The sequence below is a fragment of the Paraburkholderia sp. UCT31 genome, from assembly GCF_014397655.1.
GTDB classification, from domain to species: domain Bacteria; phylum Pseudomonadota; class Gammaproteobacteria; order Burkholderiales; family Burkholderiaceae; genus Paraburkholderia; species Paraburkholderia tuberum.
This window is the reverse complement of record NZ_VZQP01000003.1, coordinates 71,836-89,695: the sequence shown is the minus strand read 5'-3', so window position 1 is coordinate 89,695 and position 17,860 is coordinate 71,836. Positions and strand designations below refer to the sequence as shown.

Here is a 17,860-nt window from a genome sequence, read left to right as displayed (position 1 = left end):
CGGAGTCGGCACATTATGTCGGCGTTTGCGCGGGAAAAGAAAGAGGGGCACGAACGCGTCGACGGCAGCTTCTGCCGTTCGCGCACAGTGCGCCAGAAATGGGCATCGACGCGCCCGACCAGCATCTCGCTGCGTCAGGACTTCGAATGAAAATGTAATTTACATCGAATATTTCGCCCTCGTCTGGGTCAATCTGCGCAAGGGCGTCGATTTATGCACTTTTCTTGTGCTCTTCATCTCTGTTCAGGTGCATGACGCGCTCGGGCGGCGCATGGCTCAAAACCCACCGGATGCCCATCCCGGTGCCCGATTGCACCGTGTCGACGCGACCAGCACAGCTTTGGCCCGCTTCTTGCTGACATAGCGCACTTTTTTGGCATAAGCGGGACATATCGATGGAAAGTCTGAAATACGGCGCCGATACCGAGTTTCTTTTGATCGGCGCCGCCATGGTGCTGGCGATGCACGCGGGATTCGCCTTCCTGGAGCTTGGCACCGTGCGCAAGAAGAATCAGGTGAATGCGCTGGTCAAAATTCTGGTGGACTTCGCGGTCTCGACGATCGCGTACTTCTTCATCGGCTACACGATCGCATACGGTGTGCAGTTTTTCGACAGCGCGGCGACGCTCGCCCAGCACAACGGCTATGCGCTCGTGCGCTTTTTCTTCCTGCTGACGTTCGCCGCCGCGATCCCCGCGATCGTGTCGGGTGGCATCGCCGAGCGCTCCAAGTTCAATCCGCAGCTGTTCGCGACGTTCGTGCTGGTCGGTTTCATCTATCCGTTCTTCGAAGGCATCGCGTGGAATGACCGCTTCGGCATCCAGGACTGGCTCACGCAGGCTTTCGGCGCGCCGTTCCATGACTTCGCGGGCTCGGTGGTGGTGCACGCGTTCGGCGGCTGGGTCGCGCTGCCGGCCGTGCTGCTGCTCGGCGCGCGCCACGGTCGCTATCACCGCGACGGCGGTATCGCCGCGCATCCGCCGTCGAACATTCCGTTTCTCGCGCTCGGCGCATGGGTGCTGACGGTCGGCTGGTTCGGCTTCAACGTGATGAGCTCGCAGACGCTCGACAAGATCAGCGGCCTCGTCGCGGTCAATTCGCTGATGGCGATGGTCGGCGGCACGCTGAGCGCGTGGTTCGCGGGCCGCAACGACCCGGGCTTCACGTACAACGGCCCGCTCGCCGGGCTCGTCGCGGTGTGCGCGGGCTCGGACATCATGCATCCGCTCGGCGCGCTGGTCACGGGCGGTATCGCCGGCGTGCTGTTCGTCTACATGTTCACCTGCGTGCAGAACCGCTGGCGCATCGACGACGTGCTCGGCGTGTGGCCGCTGCATGGGCTGTGCGGCGCATGGGGCGGCATCGCGGCCGGGATCTTCGGCATCCATTCGCTCGGCGGGCTGGGCGGTGTGTCGTTCGCCTCGCAAGTCATCGGCACGCTCGGCGGAATCGTCGTGTCGGGGCTCGGCGGCACGGTCGTGTATGGCGTGATCCGCATGACGGTCGGTCTGCGCCTCGACCAGGAAGAGGAATACAACGGCGCCGATCTGTCGATTCACAAGATTTCGGCAACGCCGGAGTGAACGAAGGCGGCGCTCGCGGGAAACAGGAGAGGCGCGAATCCCGCGCCTGTCCCCAAATGCGCGAGCCGATGTTAGACTTCGCGGCTGGAGATGGCATTCTCCATTAACCGCCCTTGGGGCTGATGATGCCTGCTACGCCCGGTTATGCGGACGCGGCATCAACTCGCCCGCATCGACCGGTCTGTCGACATTCCGGTTTCGATCCTCTTCCATGTATTGGTCTTTTCTCGCTGTCGCGCTTGGCGGCGCACTCGGCTCGCTGTTTCGCTGGTTCCTCGGCATTCGACTTAACCCGGTCTTTAGCGACCTGCCGCTCGGCACGCTCGCCGCCAACGTGATCGCCGGCTACATCATCGGCGTGGCGGTCGCGGGCTTCGCGCGTGTGCCCCAGCTCACGCCGGAATGGCGGCTGTTCGTCATCACCGGTCTGATGGGCGGGCTGTCGACGTTCTCGACGTTCTCCGCGGAGGTCGTGCAGCGTCTGCAGGACGGCCGGTTCGGCTGGGCGGCGGGCGAAGTGGCGATTCACCTGAGCACTTCGCTGATCATGACGATTCTCGGCATCGCGACGGTTTCGTTGCTGGCGCGCTGAGGCGCACACGTTGACGAGGATCACGGACGCGGGCCCGAGCCGTCGGCAATCGGGCTCGCGCCTGTTTTCATCTGAGCTCGGTGCGAGCCAGCTCGACGATCTCGTCGCCGCGTCCGTTCAATATCGCACGCAGCATATAAAGGCTGAATCCCTTCGCATGGGCAAGTTCCACCTTCGGAGGCATGGCAAGCTCATGCTTCGATGTGATCACATCGACGAGTGCGGGACCGGGATGCGCAAACGCCTGCACCTGGCCGGCAGCGCGTCTCACTGTGTCTTCGGCACCGACGTCGCAGGCAGCGGCGCGGGCCGCGCTGCGTCCCAGCGGCTCTTCAGCACGCGGCGCAGCCTGGTCCTGAGCGGCACCACGACCCGCTCCTGAAACAGCACCGACGCCACCAGCACCAGGATCAGATAGACCGGATAGGCGGAAAAATGCATGGGCACCTGGCTTGCCGCCTCCCGGCAAACATGCGGTCGATGCACGCATGACAACAGCGAATACGGAATACCAAGCAGCTTCTGCACTTTGAGAAAGCCGATAAATAGCGGGTATTGCAGCGCGAAGATCGACAACGAAGCGTTGCCGAGCCGTCTCGTCCAGGCGGCCACGCGCGGCGACGCGTTTTGCAGTGCGCTCGCGCAAACAAAAATCACCGCGACTTGCGCGGGCAAGAGTGCGCCGTTGTGAAGAAGTACTTCCCACGAACGCATTCCCGCCGTAAACAGAAAAGTAGCGCCGATGAAAAGTGCCCCTGTAGCAGCGAATATGATCCACCGGCAACTCGCGATCATGCCGGTAATGCTTTCGGCGTTCGCCTCGAATATCCCGTAAGCGAGAATGCCCGCCAGAAACTCCGGAAGCCGCACCAGCGGATTGGTATGCAACACACCGATCGGCCACACCTGATACCAGCCGCCTGCAACGACGATCACGGCCGGCAACAGGCTGGCGCCCCACATCGCCATCAGCATCGTGGACTTCAAGCGCATCGACAGCAGGCGTGGCGCGAGCGCCGGAAACAATAAATAGAAAAAAAACAGCGTCGACAACGACCACGACGGAATGTTGAATGACAGATAAAAGGGATTCCAGGCCTGCAATAACAGAATCTGTAAAACCGCATTGACCGCCACTTCCACACCGCTCATGGTGTGCACAATCGGCGGTGCTGAATCGAGGTTGCTCAGTTCGGTGTCGAAGGGATGGGAATTCACAGCCATTAATGCAACGCTCAGCGCTAACGTAACAATGTGAATGGGATAAATATTGCTAAAACGGTTGATAAAAAACTTCGACGCCGAAACCTTCATCGCTTCGCCAGTTTTCTTTTCCACCGAAACGTGCGATAGAATGAATCCTGACAGAATAAAGAAGATACTCGTCGCGCAGCCGCCGAATTTGAAGAAGTCGGCCATTGGCATCGCCCTCGCCTCGGGGTAAATGACGAGCGTGTGGAAGACGACCAGATAGCAGGCCAGCAGGAACCGCAGGATGTCCAGCCCCGGGAGCATCGCCTTCATTTTGTTTTCCTTTTTCTTACGTGGAAATATCTCTTCATTGCGTTTCCTTTCATTTTTATATTCTTTAATTTTTAAATTGAAAGCATTCACGCGGCTCGATATGCGGAGCATGATTCATGGAGGCGCGGCAACCGGTATGTGCGCTTCCGCACCAATTGCAGCTGCAAAAAAACCACTGTGTGCGAAGATCGCCCGAAACCAGCGCGCGCGTCTCTCCGCCCGCCATCCCGTTAATGAGAAAACAGTGACAAAATAATTGCGCAGAGCTGCGATGTAAAAAAACGCAACGAATAGGCGTGTCTCAGAACACGGTGGACGGAGCTTGGGCAATGCCGGCGAAGAGACGCCACGCTTCAAATCGCGCGGCGAGCTGTTTGCGATAGAGCGAGGCGCTCAGCAGATGACTGCGTGCGTTCGGGCAAGCGAAACCCTCGCATCCGGCGCTCGCGTTCGCGCGTGGGTTGATGGCTGTTTTCAGCGCGGTTGTTCACGCGGGCGCAGGCCTTGACGAACACGTGCTTCACATTCGCCAGCTCAGGGATCTCTGTTTTCGCGGGCCATGTGCTGCCCGGCTTGCGACGGGCAGTCCTGACCTGATGCGCAAAACCGGCGCCGAACTTGTCCGTCCACCGCCGGATCGATTCGGCTGACAACCACGCCGCGCTCGAACAGTAGCTCCTCGATGTCGCGAAGGCTGAGTTGAAAGCGGAGGAAATACCTCCGAACCGCGTGGCTGATGACTGACGCCGGGAATCGATGGCCATGGTAGAGCGATTTCGTCTTCTTCATCACGTCATCGTAGCTGACCAGCGCGCGAACGTGACAACGCCCGGCGAACCAATCCTCACGCCCCGTTCGGAATCCCTTCAATCGGACACTCCGGCGTCCCTGGCGTCGGGCGCGTGAGTGCTTCGACGCGGCGGCGCGTGCCGTCGGGGTCTTCGATCCAGTCGCGATAGAACCCAAACGGACAGGCCGCCACGCCGTTCGCGCCGTCGCCCGAATTGATCGTGCCCGTGTACCCGCGGTGCAGAAGTTTGTATAGATGGTTCTGCGACTGCATCGTGCGCCGCGCGTCGCGGATCATGCTCAGCGAGAGCTCCGCGTACTGCACGCCCATCTCCTCCTCGCCGCACTCGCCGAGCGTGCGCCCGTCGAAACCCACGATCGCCGAGTGACCGAAGTACGAATACACGCCGTCCCAGCCCGTGGCATTCGCCACGGCGACGTAAGTGTTATTCATCCACGCCATCGCCTTAGCCACCATCACCTGCTGCTCCTTGGCCGGATACATGTAGCCCTGGCAGCGCACGATCAATTCCGCGCCGTTCATCGCGCAGTCGCGCCAGATCTCGGGATAGTTGCCGTCATCGCAGATGATCAGGCTGATCTTCAGACCCTTCGGCCCATCCGTCACGTAGGTACGATCGCCCGGATACCAGCCTTCGATCGGCGTCCAAGGCATGATCTTGCGATACTTCTGCACGATCTCGCCGCGATTGTCGATCAGCACAAGCGTGTTGTACGGCACCTTACGCGGATGTTCTTCGTGACGCTCTCCCGTGATCGAGAACACCCCCCACACGTTGGCCTGGCGGCACGCCGCCGCAAATATTTCCGTCTCCTCGCCCGGCACCGTCGACGCCGTATCGAACATCTCCTGCCGGTCGTACATGATGCCGTGCGTCGAATACTCGGGAAACACGACGAGATCCATGCCAGGCAATCCCTGTTTCATGCCGATCACCGTGCCGGCGATGCGGCGCGCATTGTCGAGCACCTCCGCCTTCGTATGCAGACGCGGCATCTTGTAGTTGACCACCGCGACGCCCACGCAATCGTTGCTGCTCGAAATATCGCCATGTCGCATGACATATCCTCCTTAAGTCCCTCAGATCGCAGGCGGACTTCGGGCCGCCCGCTCCGCTTCAGCACACACTCATTAGTGGCTGATCATCCATGGTCGTCCTGCCGGCCGTTTGAGTCCGTCCGAAGCCGATCCCGCAAGCTTCGCGCTGCCACCCGAGCAGCAACTGCATCCTGCCCGATGACGAAACGGCGCCCCGTTACCGGACTGGCGCGGCGCGTGCTGCGCGCGCTCGTTCGTTGCGTACGCGGAGCGCCGTGTATTCGCCATCAAGGCTAGCGACGGCGCGCTGATCACCCGGCCACTCTCCCCTCCGCACTCGGGACAGCGGCAAGGCTTTTCGCGGTCCGCCATGCGCCGCATGACGGAAAAGGGACCGCAACTCACGCATTCGAAGTCGTAGATCGGCATGACAAGCTCTCCTGGTAGCGTTGGCTCAGACGTTCGCCAGATCCGGCGAGCATGGCAAATCCACACCACCCTTGATGTGCTGGACGGGCCCATCGGCATTCGGGCGAATGTCGAAGTCGAAAATCTGCGTCGGCAGCCACAAGGTCGCGCACGCATTGGGAATATCGACCACGCCGCTGATGTGCCCCTGCACCGGCGCACAACCGAGCAACGAATACGCCTGCGCGCCCGAATAGCCGAACTTCTTCAGATACTCGATCGCGTTCAGACAAGCCTGCCGATACGCGACCGTCACGTCGAGATAATGCTGAGCGCCCTGCTCGTCGACCGAAATGCCTTCGAAAATGAGGTAATCGTTGTAATTCGGCGTGATAGGACTCGGCTGGAATACCGGATTGCGAATTCCGTATTTCGCCATGCCACCCTTGATCAGATTCACGCGCATGTGTACCCAGCCCGCCATTTCGATCGCGCCGCAAAACGTGATCTCGCCGTCGCCCTGGCTGAAGTGCAGATCGCCGACGGAAAGTCCTGCGCCATCCACGTAGACGGGGAAGAACACCTTCGAGCCGCGCGACAGATCCTTGATGTCGCAATTACCGCCGTGCTCACGCGGCGGCACGGTGCGCGCCCCTTGCGCCGCCGCCTTGTCACGCGCGTCGCCCGTGAGTTGCCCCATATGCGCGGTCGCGGCGAACGGCGGATTCGCCAGCGGCGGCACGCGCTCCGGCGCGGTCGCGATCAGGCCGGTTTCGCGTGCGTTCCAGGTTTCCAGCAGTTTCGGATCAGGCAGGCATCCGATCAGGCCGGGGTGAATCAGACCCGCGAAATTCACGCCTGGAATGTGGCGCGAGTTCGTGTAGACGCCGTGAAAATCCCAGATCGACTTCTGCGCGGCGGGAAAATGGTCGGTGAGAAAACCGCCGCCATTGGACTTCGAGAAAAATCCGTTGAAGCCCCACTGGCTCTCGGACTTCGCACCGATGTCGAGCAGGTCCACGACCAGCAGATCGCCGGGTTCCGCGCCATGCACGCCGACCGGGCCGGACAGAAAATGGACGATCGACAGATCGATGTCGCGCACGTCGTCGGCGCTGTCATCGTTCTTGATGAAGCCGCCGGTCCAGTCGTAGGTTTCGAGGATGAAGTCGTCGCCGGGCTTGACCCAGCAAGCCATCGGAATATCCGGGTGCCAGCGGTTGTGCACCTGCGTGTTTTCGTAGGCCGGCTGATTCAGATCCACCTTGATGAGAGTTTCGGGCATTGCGTTCGCTCCGTGGTTCGAGGGTCAGTAAATGCGGTTCGGTGCGCCGCACTCATACCGAGAGGTATTCGCGGATGCGGTCGGTGTCGCCTGCATCGCGGGTGCTTTGATGTACGAAGCGGCCGCCTTCGATCACGAAGAGCCGGTCGGCGACGTCGAGCGCGAAGCTCAACACCTGCTCGGACACCACGATGGCGATGTTGCGGCTCGTGCGAATCTGATTGAGTGCCTTCGCGATGTCCTTGATGACGGACGGCTGAATGCCCTCGGTAGGCTCGTCGAGCAGCAACACCTTCGGATCGGTCGCGAGCGCGCGCGCAATCGCGAGCTGCTGTTGCTGGCCGCCCGAGAGGTTGCCGCCCTTGCGCCGTCGCATGTCGAACAGCACGGGAAAGAGCGCGTAGAGATCGTCGGGCACGAGCTGGCTGCGCGCGTTTTCGAGGCCCGTCTGGATGTTCTCCTCGACGCTCAGCGAAGCGAAGATCTGCCGGCCTTGCGGCACGTAGCCGATCCCTTTCGCCACGCGCCGGTAGCTCTCGTCTTTGGACACGTCGGCGCCGCCCACCCGCACCGTGCCGCGATTGGCGGGCAGCATGCCTATGAGCGCCTTGAAAAGCGTCGTCTTGCCCATGCCGTTGCGGCCCATCACCGCGACGCTTTCGCCGTTCGCCACGGAAAATCCGATGCCGTGCAGCACCTCGCTCTGGCCGTAGCTGACCACGAGATCGTCGACTTCCAGCATGATGTGTTCTCCGTGTAAATTCAGTGGCCGAGATAGACATCGATCACGCGAGGATCGGATTGCACCTGCGCCATCGGCCCTTCCGCGAGGATCTTGCCTTGATGCATGACCGTGACCTTGTGCGCGATCCGCTCGACGAAGGCCATGTCGTGCTCGATCACGATCATCGAGCGATTGCGGCAAATGTGATCGAGCAGTTCCGCCGTGACTTCCCGTTCGCGCGCGCTCATGCCTGCAATCGGTTCGTCCAGCATCAGGAGTTCGGGGTCCTGCATCAGTAACATGCCGATTTCCAGCCACTGCTTCTGGCCGTGCGACAGCAGCCCGGCTTCGAGATCGAGCGAAGCGGCAAGACCGATCTCATCGGCTACCGCACGCACCCGGTCGGCCACTTCGGCATCCTCGCGATAGGCGAGCGCGCCGAATACGCTGCGTCCGCGCGGAAACGACACTTCGAGGTTTTGCGCGACGCTCAGGTTTTCGTAGATCGACGGCGTCTGGAACTTGCGGCCGATGCCCTTGCGCACCCGCCGGAACTCGGCGAGATTCGTGATTTCCTCGTTGCGGAACTTGATACTGCCGGCGGTTTCCCTGGTCTTGCCGCAAATCAGATCGAGCAGCGTCGTTTTGCCCGCACCGTTCGGGCCGATCACGACGCGCAATTCGCCGCGCTCGAGATAGAGGTTCAACGAATCGATCGCCTTGAAACCGTCGAACGACACGCTCAGATCTTCGATCGCAAGCAGAAAGTCAGTGTTGCTCATGCGTCAGATCTCCTTGTTCGCTGCGCCGAGCCACCGGCGGATACGCGGCCGGGCATGCTCTTCGTAGAGACCCGCGAGCCCGTTCGGAAAGGCCATCACCACGCCGATGAACATCGCCGCCATCAGATAGAGCCAGAGATCAGGCAGGCTCTCCGAGAACCAGCTTTTGCCGAGGTTGACGAGAATCGCGCCATACACCGCGCCCACCAGTGACATGCGCCCGCCGACTGCGGCATAGATCACCATCTCGATCGACGGCACGATGCCGACGAACGACGGTGACATGAAACCCACCTGCAACGTGAACATTGCGCCGCCGACAGCCGCGAGCAGCGCCGCGAGGCAGAACGCGAACACCTTGAACATCGCGACGTCGTAACCGGAGAAGCGCACGCGGTCCTCCTTGTCGCGCATCGCGAGCAGCAGCGTGCCGAGCTTGCTGCGCTGGACCCAGCGACAGGCGAGCAGCGCGCCGATCAGCAGCACCGCATTGACGAAATAAAGAACCAGCTTCGCGTGGTCGGTGCGGATGTCCCAGCCGAGCAGCGTGCGCAGATCGGTGATCCCGTTCACGCCACCCGTATATCCTTGCTGGCCGATGATCAGCACCGAAAGAATCAAGGCGACCGCCTGCGTGATGATCGCGAAGTACACGCCGCCCACCCGCCGCTTGAACATCGCATAACCGACGACGAACGCGAGAGCCGTAGGCACCACGAGCACGGCGAGGATCGAGAACGGTAGAGAATGAAACGGCCTCCACCACGTAGGCAGCGCGGTGAGCTGATTCCAGTCCATGAAGTCGGGAATGCCGGGCGTGGTCTGCGTGTGGGTGGCGGCCGGGTCGGACGCCTCAAGCTTGAGGAACATCGCCATCGCGTAACCGCCGAGGCCGAAGAACACGCCTTGTCCGAGGCTGAGCACGCCGCCGTAGCCCCACGCGATCACGAGGCCAATCGCCACGAAAGCGTAGGTGAGGTACTTGCCCATCAGGTTCAAGCGAAACGTATCCAGCACAAGCGGAAACACGACAACGATCAGCACCGCGAGTATCGCGATGCCCACGTAACCCGACGCGTCGAGCCGCATCGCGAGCGCGCGCCAGCCTCCCGGCGCGCTGGGACCGGATCGCGGGGAAACGCTCCCCGCCACGGCTTGGATGGGTTCCATGTCCATCTCCATACGAATTAATCAGTGAATGAGCCGTGCCCGGCGCCCCGCACTCACACGCGCCGCACCTTCGACGCAAAGAGTCCCTGCGGACGCAGCATCAGGATCACGACGACCGTCAGCAGCGTAAGAACACGTGCAATCGAACCCGACAGGAAAAACTCGCTGATCGACTGCATCTGCGCGATGCCGAACGCCGAGGCCACGGTGCCGAGCAGGCTCGCCGCGCCGCCAAAGGTGACGACAAGAAACGAATCGACGATATAAAGAGAACCGCTGGTGGGTCCGGTCGAGCCGATCGCTGTGAACGCCGCGCCCGCCACCCCCGCAATACCGCAGCCGATCGCGAAGGTCATCCGGTCAGTGCGCCGCGTGTTGATGCCGGCAGCGTTGGCCATGGGCCGGTTGGCAACCGTGGCACGCACGCGCAGGCCCCAGCGCGAGCGGTAGAGCGCGAGCAGCAGTCCACCTGTCATGACCAGCGCGAGTCCCATCACGAACATCCCGCTGACTGGAATATCCAGGCCCGGCGCTGGCTCCCAGGAGCCCATCAGCCAGTCGGGCAGCGCAGGACTCACTTCCTTCGGCCCGAACGTCGAGCGAAACACTTGCTGCATGCCGAGACTCAGACCCCAGGTAGCGAGCAGCGTGTCGAGCGGACGGCGGTATAGATGGCGGATCAATGCCCATTCGGCGAGCCAGCCCGCCGCGAACGCGAGGCCGAACGCCGCGACGATCGCGAAGAAAAAGTACACCGGCGTGAACGCGTGCCAGACGTTCTGCGAGAACCACGAAAACATGTAGACGGTATAAGCGCCGATCGTCATGAATTCACCGTGCGCCATGTTGATCACGCCCATCTGGCCGAAGATCACGGCGAGCCCAAGCCCCATCAGGAGCAGAACGCTGAACAGGCTCAGACCGGCGAAGCCCTGCATCAGCGTGATGTTGAAAATGTCGGTGGCGGACATCGAGCGCTCCTCGCGCGGCGGCGCGTTGCGTCGCCGCGCAGCTGCGGTTGACGGATTACATGTAGCCCTTCGGGAACGGATTCGGCTGGATCGGCTGGTCGGACTGCGCGACGACCTTGAATTGGCCGTCTGCCTGGCCCTGCCCGATCAGCGAGCGGCTCCACAGGTGGTGATTCGCATCGACCTTCGCATAGCCCTGCGGCGCATTGGCCACGTCGATGCCCGCCGACGACGCCACCACCTTGTCCACGTCGAAGCTGCCCGCGCGCTCGCAGGCGGCCTTCCAGATCCATGGGCCGAGATACGCGGCCTGGGTCACGTCGCCGATCACGGACTTCTGGCCGTAGCGCGCCTTGAACGCAGCGACGAACTTCTTGTTGTTCTCGTTATCGAGTGCCTCGAAGTATTTCATCGACGAATAGAAGCCCGCGAAGTTGTCGCCGCCGATGCCGAGCACTTCGTCCTCGGTTACCGACAGCGTCAGCAGGAACTGTTTCTGCGGAGTGATACCGGCCGCCTTGAGCTGCTTGTAGAACGCAACGTTCGAGCCGCCCACCACGCTCGCGAAAATGCAGTCCGGCCGCGCGAGCTTGATCTTGTTCATCAGCGACGCAAACTCGGTCGTGCCGAGCGGGTAATACTCCTCGCCGACGACCTTCGCGTGCAGATGCTGCTCGATATGGCGGCGCGCGATCTTGTTCGACGTACGCGGCCAGATATAGTCGGAACCAATCAGGAAAAACGTCTTGGCCTTCTTCGTGTTCGATGCCCAGTCGAGCGCCCAGAGAATCTGCTGGGTCGCTTCCTGGCCCGTGTAGAACACGTTCTTCGATTGTTCGAGGCCTTCGTAGAAGGTCGGGTAATAGAGCAGCCCGTTGTCCTTCTCGAACACCGGCAGCACTGCCTTGCGCGAGGCCGAGGTCCAGCAGCCGAACACGGCCGCGACGTGGTCGTTCTCGAGCAGCTTCTTCGACTTCTCCGCGAAGGTCGGCCAGTCGGAGGCGCCGTCTTCCTGAATGATCTGGATCTTGCGCCCGAGCACGCCGCCCATTGCGTTGATCTGCTCGATCGCAAGGCGTTCGGCCTGGATCGAACCGGTTTCGGAGATCGCCATCGTGCCGGTCGCCGAATGCAACTGGCCGACTGTCACCGTGGTATCGGTCACCGCGAGTCCGGTGGTGTTCACCTTGGCGGTGGGCGGCGTTTGAGCAAATGAAGTACGTGGCAGCCCCAGCGCCATCAACGGCGCGGCGGCGAGGCCGCCGATCAGTTTCCGGCGCAACGGCGACGGTGTGCGAGCATCATCATCGATTCGATCGTCTGCGGACATCACATTCTCCTTATCGGTCGCCCTGCGCTTCCTGCGAGAGCTGGTTCGAGGTTGGACGCAATGTAGAAAGCCAAATTGGCAACCGGAATACGTCGATTGACGTATTCCCCGCAGTCGCACTGGAATGTAATTTGCATCAGACACCGATCCGATCGTTTCCGCACCAATCCAGATCATCTCCATGCCCCAGAGTCACCCGTCAGTGGGCACGCCCAGTACCCAACGCATCGTCAAGGTGCGGCGCGACTACAATGCGTGGGTCGGCGACGAAACGCTTGAGGATTACGCGTTGCGCTTCACGCCGCGTTCGTTTCGACGCTGGTCGGAACTGCGCGTCGCCAACACGGCAATCGGCGCCGTGTCTTTTCTGGTGCTCGAAGCGATCGGCGGCAGTCTCGTCGTCAACTATGGCTTTACGAACGCGGTCTGGGCGATCGCGGTCGTATCGGTGCTCATCTGGCTCACCAGTCTGCCGATCAGCTTTTACGCCGCGCGCCATGGCGTCGACATGGATCTGCTGACGCGCGGCGCGGGCTTCGGCTATATCGGTTCGACGCTCACGTCGCTGCTCTATGCCGTCTTCACGTTTATTTTCTTCGCGCTCGAAGCGGCCATCATGTCGCTCGCGTTGCAACTCTATTTTCATATCTCGCTGGCGATCGCCTATGTACTGAGCTCGCTCGTCGTGATTCCGATCGTGATGTTCGGCATCACGCTGATCAATCGGCTGCAAAGCTGGACTCAGCCGCTCTGGCTGGTACTGTTCGCGCTGCCCTATGCGGCTGTGCTGTGGCACCATCCGGGTCTGGTGCACGAATGGACGACCTTTGCCGGCTTCGCTCCGCAAGGCCGCGCGTTCAGCGTGATCGCGTTCGGGCAGGCCTCGACCGTGGTGTTTGCATTGATCGTGCAGGTCGGCGAGCAGGTGGATTACTTGCGCTTCCTGCCGCCGCTGACTGCAAAGAACCACACGCGCTGGTGGCTCGCGCTGCTGTCGGCGGGACCAGGCTGGATCGTGCCCGGCGCGCTCAAGATGCTCGGCGGCGCATTCCTCGCCTTCGTCGCGATCCAGTATGAAGTCAGTCCGGCGGAGGCCACGCAGCCCACCCAGATGTACCTCGTCGCCTATCACCTGCTGCTCGATCCGTTTGGGCTCGCGAGTTGGGCGCTGCCCGCGATGACGCTGTTCGTGATCATTTCGCAGTTGAAGATCAACGTGACGAATGCGTACGCGGGCTCGCTCGCGTGGTCGAATTTTTTTGCCCGTCTGACGCATAGCCATCCGGGGCGGGTGGTGTGGCTCGTGTTCAATGTGATGATCGCGCTGCTGCTCGTGGAAATGGGTGTATTCGAGGCGATCGCCAGGGTGCTGTCGCTCTACGCAAACATCGCGATCGCGTGGATCGGCGCACTGTTCGCCGATCTCGTCATCAACAAGCCGCTTGGGCTTAGCCCGCGTCATATCGAATTCAAACGCGCACACCTGTACGACGTGAATCCCGTCGGCGTAGGCGCGATGCTGATCGCCGCCGCCGCCGCGATGCTCGCGCGGAGCGGCATGTTCGGCTTGCTGGCACAAGCCATGTCGTCGTTCATCGCGTTCGGCGTGGCGCTCGCCTGTGCTCCGGTGCTCGCGATCGTCACGCGCGGACGCTACTACATCGCGCGCGCCGCCCAACCCACGGGCAACGCCACTTCGCTTCGCTGCGCGATCTGCGAGAACGCGTTCGAACCGGAAGACACCGCCTTCTGCCCTGCCTACGGCGGCACGATCTGCTCGCTGTGCTGTTCGCTCGATTCGCGCTGCCACGATCGCTGCAAGCCGCACGCACGCTTTGCGTCGCAAGCCGATCGCGCGCTACATCGCGTGTTTCCCCGCGTGCGGCTCGGCCCAGCCGCCCTGCGTCTCATGCACTATGCCAGCCTCATGTGCGCGATACTCGCGGTGCTCGCGAGCGTGCTCTATCTGATCTGGTCACAGAGCGTGACCTCGCTCGCCGTCGACGGATCGTCGATCGACAGCGCGATCGGCCACAGTTTTCTGAAGATATTCTTCGCGCTTTCTCTCGTCGGCTGCATAGCGGCGTGGTGGTTCGTGCTGGAGCGCGAAAGCCGTCGCGTCACGCAGGAAGAATCGCAACGGCAAAACGAATTGCTGATGCAGGAAATCGACGCGCACCAGAAAACCGACGCCGCGCTCAAGCGCGCGACGGCCGCCGCCGAATCGGCGAATCAGGCGAAAAGCCGCTACGTGTCCGGTTTGAGCCACGAGTTGCGCACACCGCTGAACAGCATTCTCGGCTACGCACAGTTGCTTTTGCAGGCGAAAGAGGAGTTTTCGCCGACGCGCTACAGTGCCGTGCGAACGATTCACCGCAGCGGCGAACATCTGCTTGCGCTCGTCGATGGGCTGCTCGACGTCGCGCGTATCGAGGCGGGTAAGCTGGAACTGAACATCGCACGCGTGTCACTGGTGGATTTCGTCGCGCACGTCACCTCAATGCTGCGCCCGCAGGCGCTCGAGAAAACGCTCGCTTTCGACGTGCAGACCGTAGGCCGCCTGCCCGCCACCGTGCGTACCGACCAGAAATGCATGGGTCAGATTTTGACCAACCTGATCGGCAACGCGATTCGCTTCACGTCCACGGGTACTGTGACGCTGCGTGTGAGTCACGTGCTCGACACGTTGAAGTTCGAAGTAGTCGACACCGGCCCCGGAATTCCTCCGGCCGAGATGGAGCGCCTGTTTCTGCCGTTCGAGCGAGGCGAAGCGGCGCATGCGCACGATCACGGCGCGGGACTGGGGCTCACGATCTGCCGGCTTCTCACGCAGGCACTCGGTGGCAGTCTGGAAGTGGACAGCGAGGTCGGGCGCGGCACGCGCTTCATCGTGCGACTGTTCGCGCCAGCAGTGAACAGCGCAGCCGACGCGCGCACTGAACTCGCGGCGATCCGCGGCTATACCGGGCCGAAGCGCGCGATTCTCGTCGTCGACGATCTCGCGGATCAGCGCGGCATCGTCGTGCAACTGCTGACGCCGCTCGGCTTCGACGTCGCCGAGGCGGAGAGCGGCCCCGACGCGTTGCGCTGGCTGGCGACACACAGCGTCGACGTGATCATCATGGACATCTCAATGCCGCTGATGGACGGCTACGAAGCCAGCCGGCTGATCCGCGAAAACCAGTTGTCGAACGCCCCGATCGTGCTGCTTTCGGCTAATGCATTTGCCGACGATCGGGAACGCGCGAGCGCGACCGGATGCGCCGGATATCTCGTGAAGCCGCTCCAGATCAATTTGTTGCTCGACAAGCTCGCGCAGTTACTCGTGCTCGACTGGATCGCCTCCGAGCCGTCCACGTCCGCGCAAGCCACGCCGCCCGTCAGGCACGCGTCACTGGATGTCGCGTGGCCGAAAGCGGTGCTCGAGCGGCTGCGCGCACACCTCGAAGTCGGCTACCTGCAAGGCGTGATCGAACAACTCGACTCGGCGCGCGCGACATGGCCCGCGCTACAGGAGCAGATCGACGTGTTGCGCGCTTTGGCGGAACGCTTTCAGCTAAGGGAGCTTGAGCATGAACTCGACCGACTGTCTCGCGCCGCGGACGTCTGACGCGCGCGCGACGAACTCCACCGATGCGTCGCCCGAGTGGCTGCGCGAGCGTCCCGTCGTGTTGATTGTCGACGACACGCCGGACAACCTCGCATTTCTCTCCGATACGCTTCAGGCACATGGTTACGCGGTGCTGGTCGCGCTCTCGGGCGAAGATGCGCTCAAGCGCCTCGCACGCGTGACGCCCGACGTCGTATTGCTCGACGCGATGATGCCTGGCATGGATGGCTTCGAGACCTGCAGCCACCTGAAGCAGGACGTTCGCCACGAACATCTGCCCGTGATCTTCATGACGGCATTAACGGAAAGCGAGCATGTGGTGCGCGCGTTTCGCGTCGGCGGCATCGACTATGTGACGAAACCCGTGCGTCCCGAGGAGGTTTGCGCGCGCATTGGCGCACACGTGCAGCGCTCACGTGCGCAACTCTATGCGCACGCGGCACTGTCGCTCGATGCGCGGGCGGCGCTGATCGTCGGCGCCGATGGCGCGATCCGCTGGCAGAGTCCGCAAGCGGCACGGCAAATTTCTGCCTACCGGGCCAGCCACGCCGATGACCTCGTGCAAGCGGTTGCGCACCCCATGTTGCCGCCGCTGTTGCGCGACTGGTTTGCGGACTGGCTCGGGCGCGGGAGTCCGACCGGCGCCGTCCTCGAATTCACTGCAGGACACGTGCGGCGTTCTGCGAGCGCAACCTCCGCTCCCGATCCTGGAGAGTGGATCCTCACCCTCAAGGAGACCGATGACACTGTGCATAGCAGCGCACTCGCGGCGCGCTTCAATTTGACGGCGCGCGAGGCCGAAGTGCTGCTCTGGGTCTCTCGCGGCAAGACGAATCGCGATATCGGCGACATTCTCGGCATGGCGCCGCGCACGGTGAACAAGCACCTCGAACATTTGTTCCGTAAGCTGCACGTCGAGACGCGCGCGGCTGGCGCTGCGCTTGCGATCAAGGCGCTGGACAGGGCCTGAAATAGCTGAACGGACGCGGAAGCGATGACGGAAACTACCCTGCCTTGTTGTTTTACCCGAGCAGCCGCGGCACGCTCGACGCTTTGTCGGGAGCCACACGAGTTGCGGGAGTTGCAGCGCAAGAGACCCGATGAACGCTGTAGCCACGGCATTGCGCGCGGTGTACACGGAAAGCAGAGGAAGCGGCTTGAATGTCACTTTCGAGCGTCCAACAGGTGACGCTTTAGTTTGAGGTTGCAACGAGCATGTAGCCGAGGCCCCACACTGTACGGATATGTCGCGGCGAGGTTGCCTCTGTCTCAATCACCTGTCGTAAGCGAAGAACTTGCACGTCAACGCTGCGGGCGCTCGCCTCATATTGCGACCCGCGCGCGCGCTCTATCAGATTTGCGCGGCTTACGGGACGGTTTGGCGTCTCCGCAAGCGCACACAGGAGACGCATTTCAGCTGCGCCGAGTTCGACGATGCCCGCTTCGTCCGACATCAATTCTCTACGCCGAACGTCCAGCCTGAAGGCGCCGAACCGCAAGCATTGCGACTCGCCTGCGAGCAGCATCTCGCCCCGCACGTTTTGCAGGCGCACCTGAAACTGCTGCCGACGTAACATCGCCCGAACCCGCGCTATCAGCTCGCTCGGCAGAAACGGTTTCGCGAGATAGTCGTCGGCGCCAATCTCCAAACCTACGACCTTGTCCGCGGGATCGCCACGCGCTGTTAGCATGAGGATGGGGATTGTCTCTCTCCGAGCACGCAACCGACGGCAGATGGACAGGCCGTCTTCGCCTGGCATCATGATATCGAGAATCAACAGGTCGAACGGGTAGCGCTCGATCAATACGTCCAACTCAATGCCTGTCTTCACCGCGCGCACGGAGAAACCTTGTGCCGTCAGAAAGCGTTGCAGCATATTGCGGATTTCAACATCATCGTCAAGCACGATGATGCGACCGGTTGGCAGATCATCTGACATATGATTAAGCAGACACCTCTAATAACGCCTGTCTTTTAGTTCCTGTTTCCGATGCTACGCGGCGAACCGCTTAGCTTTGCTACCGCCGTCAC

At 61.8% G+C, this 17,860-nt stretch carries 15 protein-coding genes, 2 pseudogenes and 1 riboswitch; of the genes and pseudogenes, 5 read left to right on the top strand and 12 right to left on the bottom strand.

Annotated features, from left to right (window positions below; all coding sequences use genetic code 11):
* Positions 1-15 precede the first annotated feature (15 nt).
* From F6X40_RS42100 to crcB, 3 genes are all read left to right on the top strand, one after another.
* Positions 16-150: a hypothetical protein gene (locus F6X40_RS42100; protein WP_260336579.1), complete on the top strand. Its 135-nt coding sequence runs from the start codon at positions 16-18 to the stop codon at positions 148-150.
* Positions 151-395: 245 nt separating this feature from the next.
* A complete protein-coding gene (locus tag F6X40_RS02780) occupies positions 396-1,583 on the top strand; it encodes an ammonium transporter (protein ID WP_090804085.1) in 1,188 nt (395 codons plus the stop codon).
* 77 nt (positions 1,584-1,660) lie between these two features.
* A riboswitch (Fluoride riboswitch) is annotated at positions 1,661-1,722 on the top strand.
* 72 nt (positions 1,723-1,794) lie between these two features.
* On the top strand, positions 1,795-2,175 hold the full coding sequence (gene crcB / locus F6X40_RS02775) for a fluoride efflux transporter CrcB (RefSeq protein ID WP_187626744.1): 381 nt from the start codon (positions 1,795-1,797) through the stop codon (positions 2,173-2,175).
* A gap of 67 nt (positions 2,176-2,242) precedes the next feature.
* Here crcB and F6X40_RS02770 read toward each other — a convergent pair.
* From F6X40_RS02770 to urtA, 11 genes and pseudogenes are all read right to left on the bottom strand, one after another.
* Positions 2,243-2,419 (bottom strand): annotated as a pseudogene (locus F6X40_RS02770) (ubiquinone-dependent pyruvate dehydrogenase); the annotation flags it as partial.
* A gap of 23 nt (positions 2,420-2,442) precedes the next feature.
* Positions 2,443-3,789 (bottom strand): acyltransferase family protein, encoded by a 1,347-nt coding sequence (locus F6X40_RS02765; RefSeq protein WP_187626743.1) that lies wholly within the window; start codon positions 3,787-3,789, stop codon positions 2,443-2,445.
* 508 nt (positions 3,790-4,297) lie between these two features.
* Positions 4,298-4,488 (bottom strand): annotated as a pseudogene (locus F6X40_RS43435) (IS6 family transposase); the annotation flags it as partial.
* A gap of 55 nt (positions 4,489-4,543) precedes the next feature.
* On the bottom strand, positions 4,544-5,569 hold the full coding sequence (locus tag F6X40_RS02755) for an aliphatic amidase (protein ID WP_187626742.1): 1,026 nt from the start codon (positions 5,567-5,569) through the stop codon (positions 4,544-4,546).
* A gap of 72 nt (positions 5,570-5,641) precedes the next feature.
* Complete coding sequence (locus F6X40_RS02750) at positions 5,642-5,977, bottom strand: FmdB family zinc ribbon protein (protein ID WP_187626741.1); 336 nt, start codon at positions 5,975-5,977, stop codon at positions 5,642-5,644.
* A 25-nt stretch (positions 5,978-6,002) separates the two neighbouring features.
* On the bottom strand, positions 6,003-7,241 hold the full coding sequence (gene fmdA / locus F6X40_RS02745) for a formamidase (RefSeq protein ID WP_187626740.1): 1,239 nt from the start codon (positions 7,239-7,241) through the stop codon (positions 6,003-6,005).
* A gap of 52 nt (positions 7,242-7,293) precedes the next feature.
* The gene (gene urtE, locus F6X40_RS02740) at positions 7,294-7,983 is read right to left on the bottom strand and encodes an urea ABC transporter ATP-binding subunit UrtE (RefSeq protein WP_184071192.1); all 690 of its coding nucleotides are present in this window, start codon (positions 7,981-7,983) and stop codon (positions 7,294-7,296) included.
* A gap of 20 nt (positions 7,984-8,003) precedes the next feature.
* Positions 8,004-8,747, bottom strand: coding sequence for an urea ABC transporter ATP-binding protein UrtD (gene urtD, locus F6X40_RS02735; RefSeq protein WP_090804072.1), 744 nt, complete (start codon positions 8,745-8,747; stop codon positions 8,004-8,006).
* A 3-nt stretch (positions 8,748-8,750) separates the two neighbouring features.
* Positions 8,751-9,917: an urea ABC transporter permease subunit UrtC gene (gene urtC / locus F6X40_RS02730; protein ID WP_184071190.1), complete on the bottom strand. Its 1,167-nt coding sequence runs from the start codon at positions 9,915-9,917 to the stop codon at positions 8,751-8,753.
* 53 nt (positions 9,918-9,970) lie between these two features.
* Entirely contained in the window at positions 9,971-10,888 is a 918-nt protein-coding gene (urtB, locus tag F6X40_RS02725; RefSeq protein WP_090804070.1) for an urea ABC transporter permease subunit UrtB, read from the bottom strand.
* A 55-nt stretch (positions 10,889-10,943) separates the two neighbouring features.
* The gene (gene urtA / locus F6X40_RS02720; protein ID WP_090804068.1) at positions 10,944-12,218 is read right to left on the bottom strand and encodes an urea ABC transporter substrate-binding protein; all 1,275 of its coding nucleotides are present in this window, start codon (positions 12,216-12,218) and stop codon (positions 10,944-10,946) included.
* Between the two features lie 181 nt (positions 12,219-12,399).
* On the opposite strand from urtA, the gene F6X40_RS02715 reads away from it, so the two are divergent.
* Positions 12,400-15,828, top strand: a complete 3,429-nt coding sequence (locus F6X40_RS02715) for an ATP-binding protein (RefSeq protein WP_187626739.1) — start codon at positions 12,400-12,402, stop codon at positions 15,826-15,828.
* Positions 15,791-16,798: a response regulator transcription factor gene (locus F6X40_RS02710; RefSeq protein WP_187626738.1), complete on the top strand. Its 1,008-nt coding sequence runs from the start codon at positions 15,791-15,793 to the stop codon at positions 16,796-16,798. Before F6X40_RS02715 ends, F6X40_RS02710 begins: the two co-directional genes overlap by 38 nt.
* A gap of 223 nt (positions 16,799-17,021) precedes the next feature.
* On the opposite strand, the gene F6X40_RS02705 is transcribed toward F6X40_RS02710, so the two are convergent.
* Positions 17,022-17,768: a response regulator gene (locus F6X40_RS02705; protein ID WP_184071184.1), complete on the bottom strand. Its 747-nt coding sequence runs from the start codon at positions 17,766-17,768 to the stop codon at positions 17,022-17,024.
* Positions 17,769-17,860: the final 92 nt, after the last annotated feature.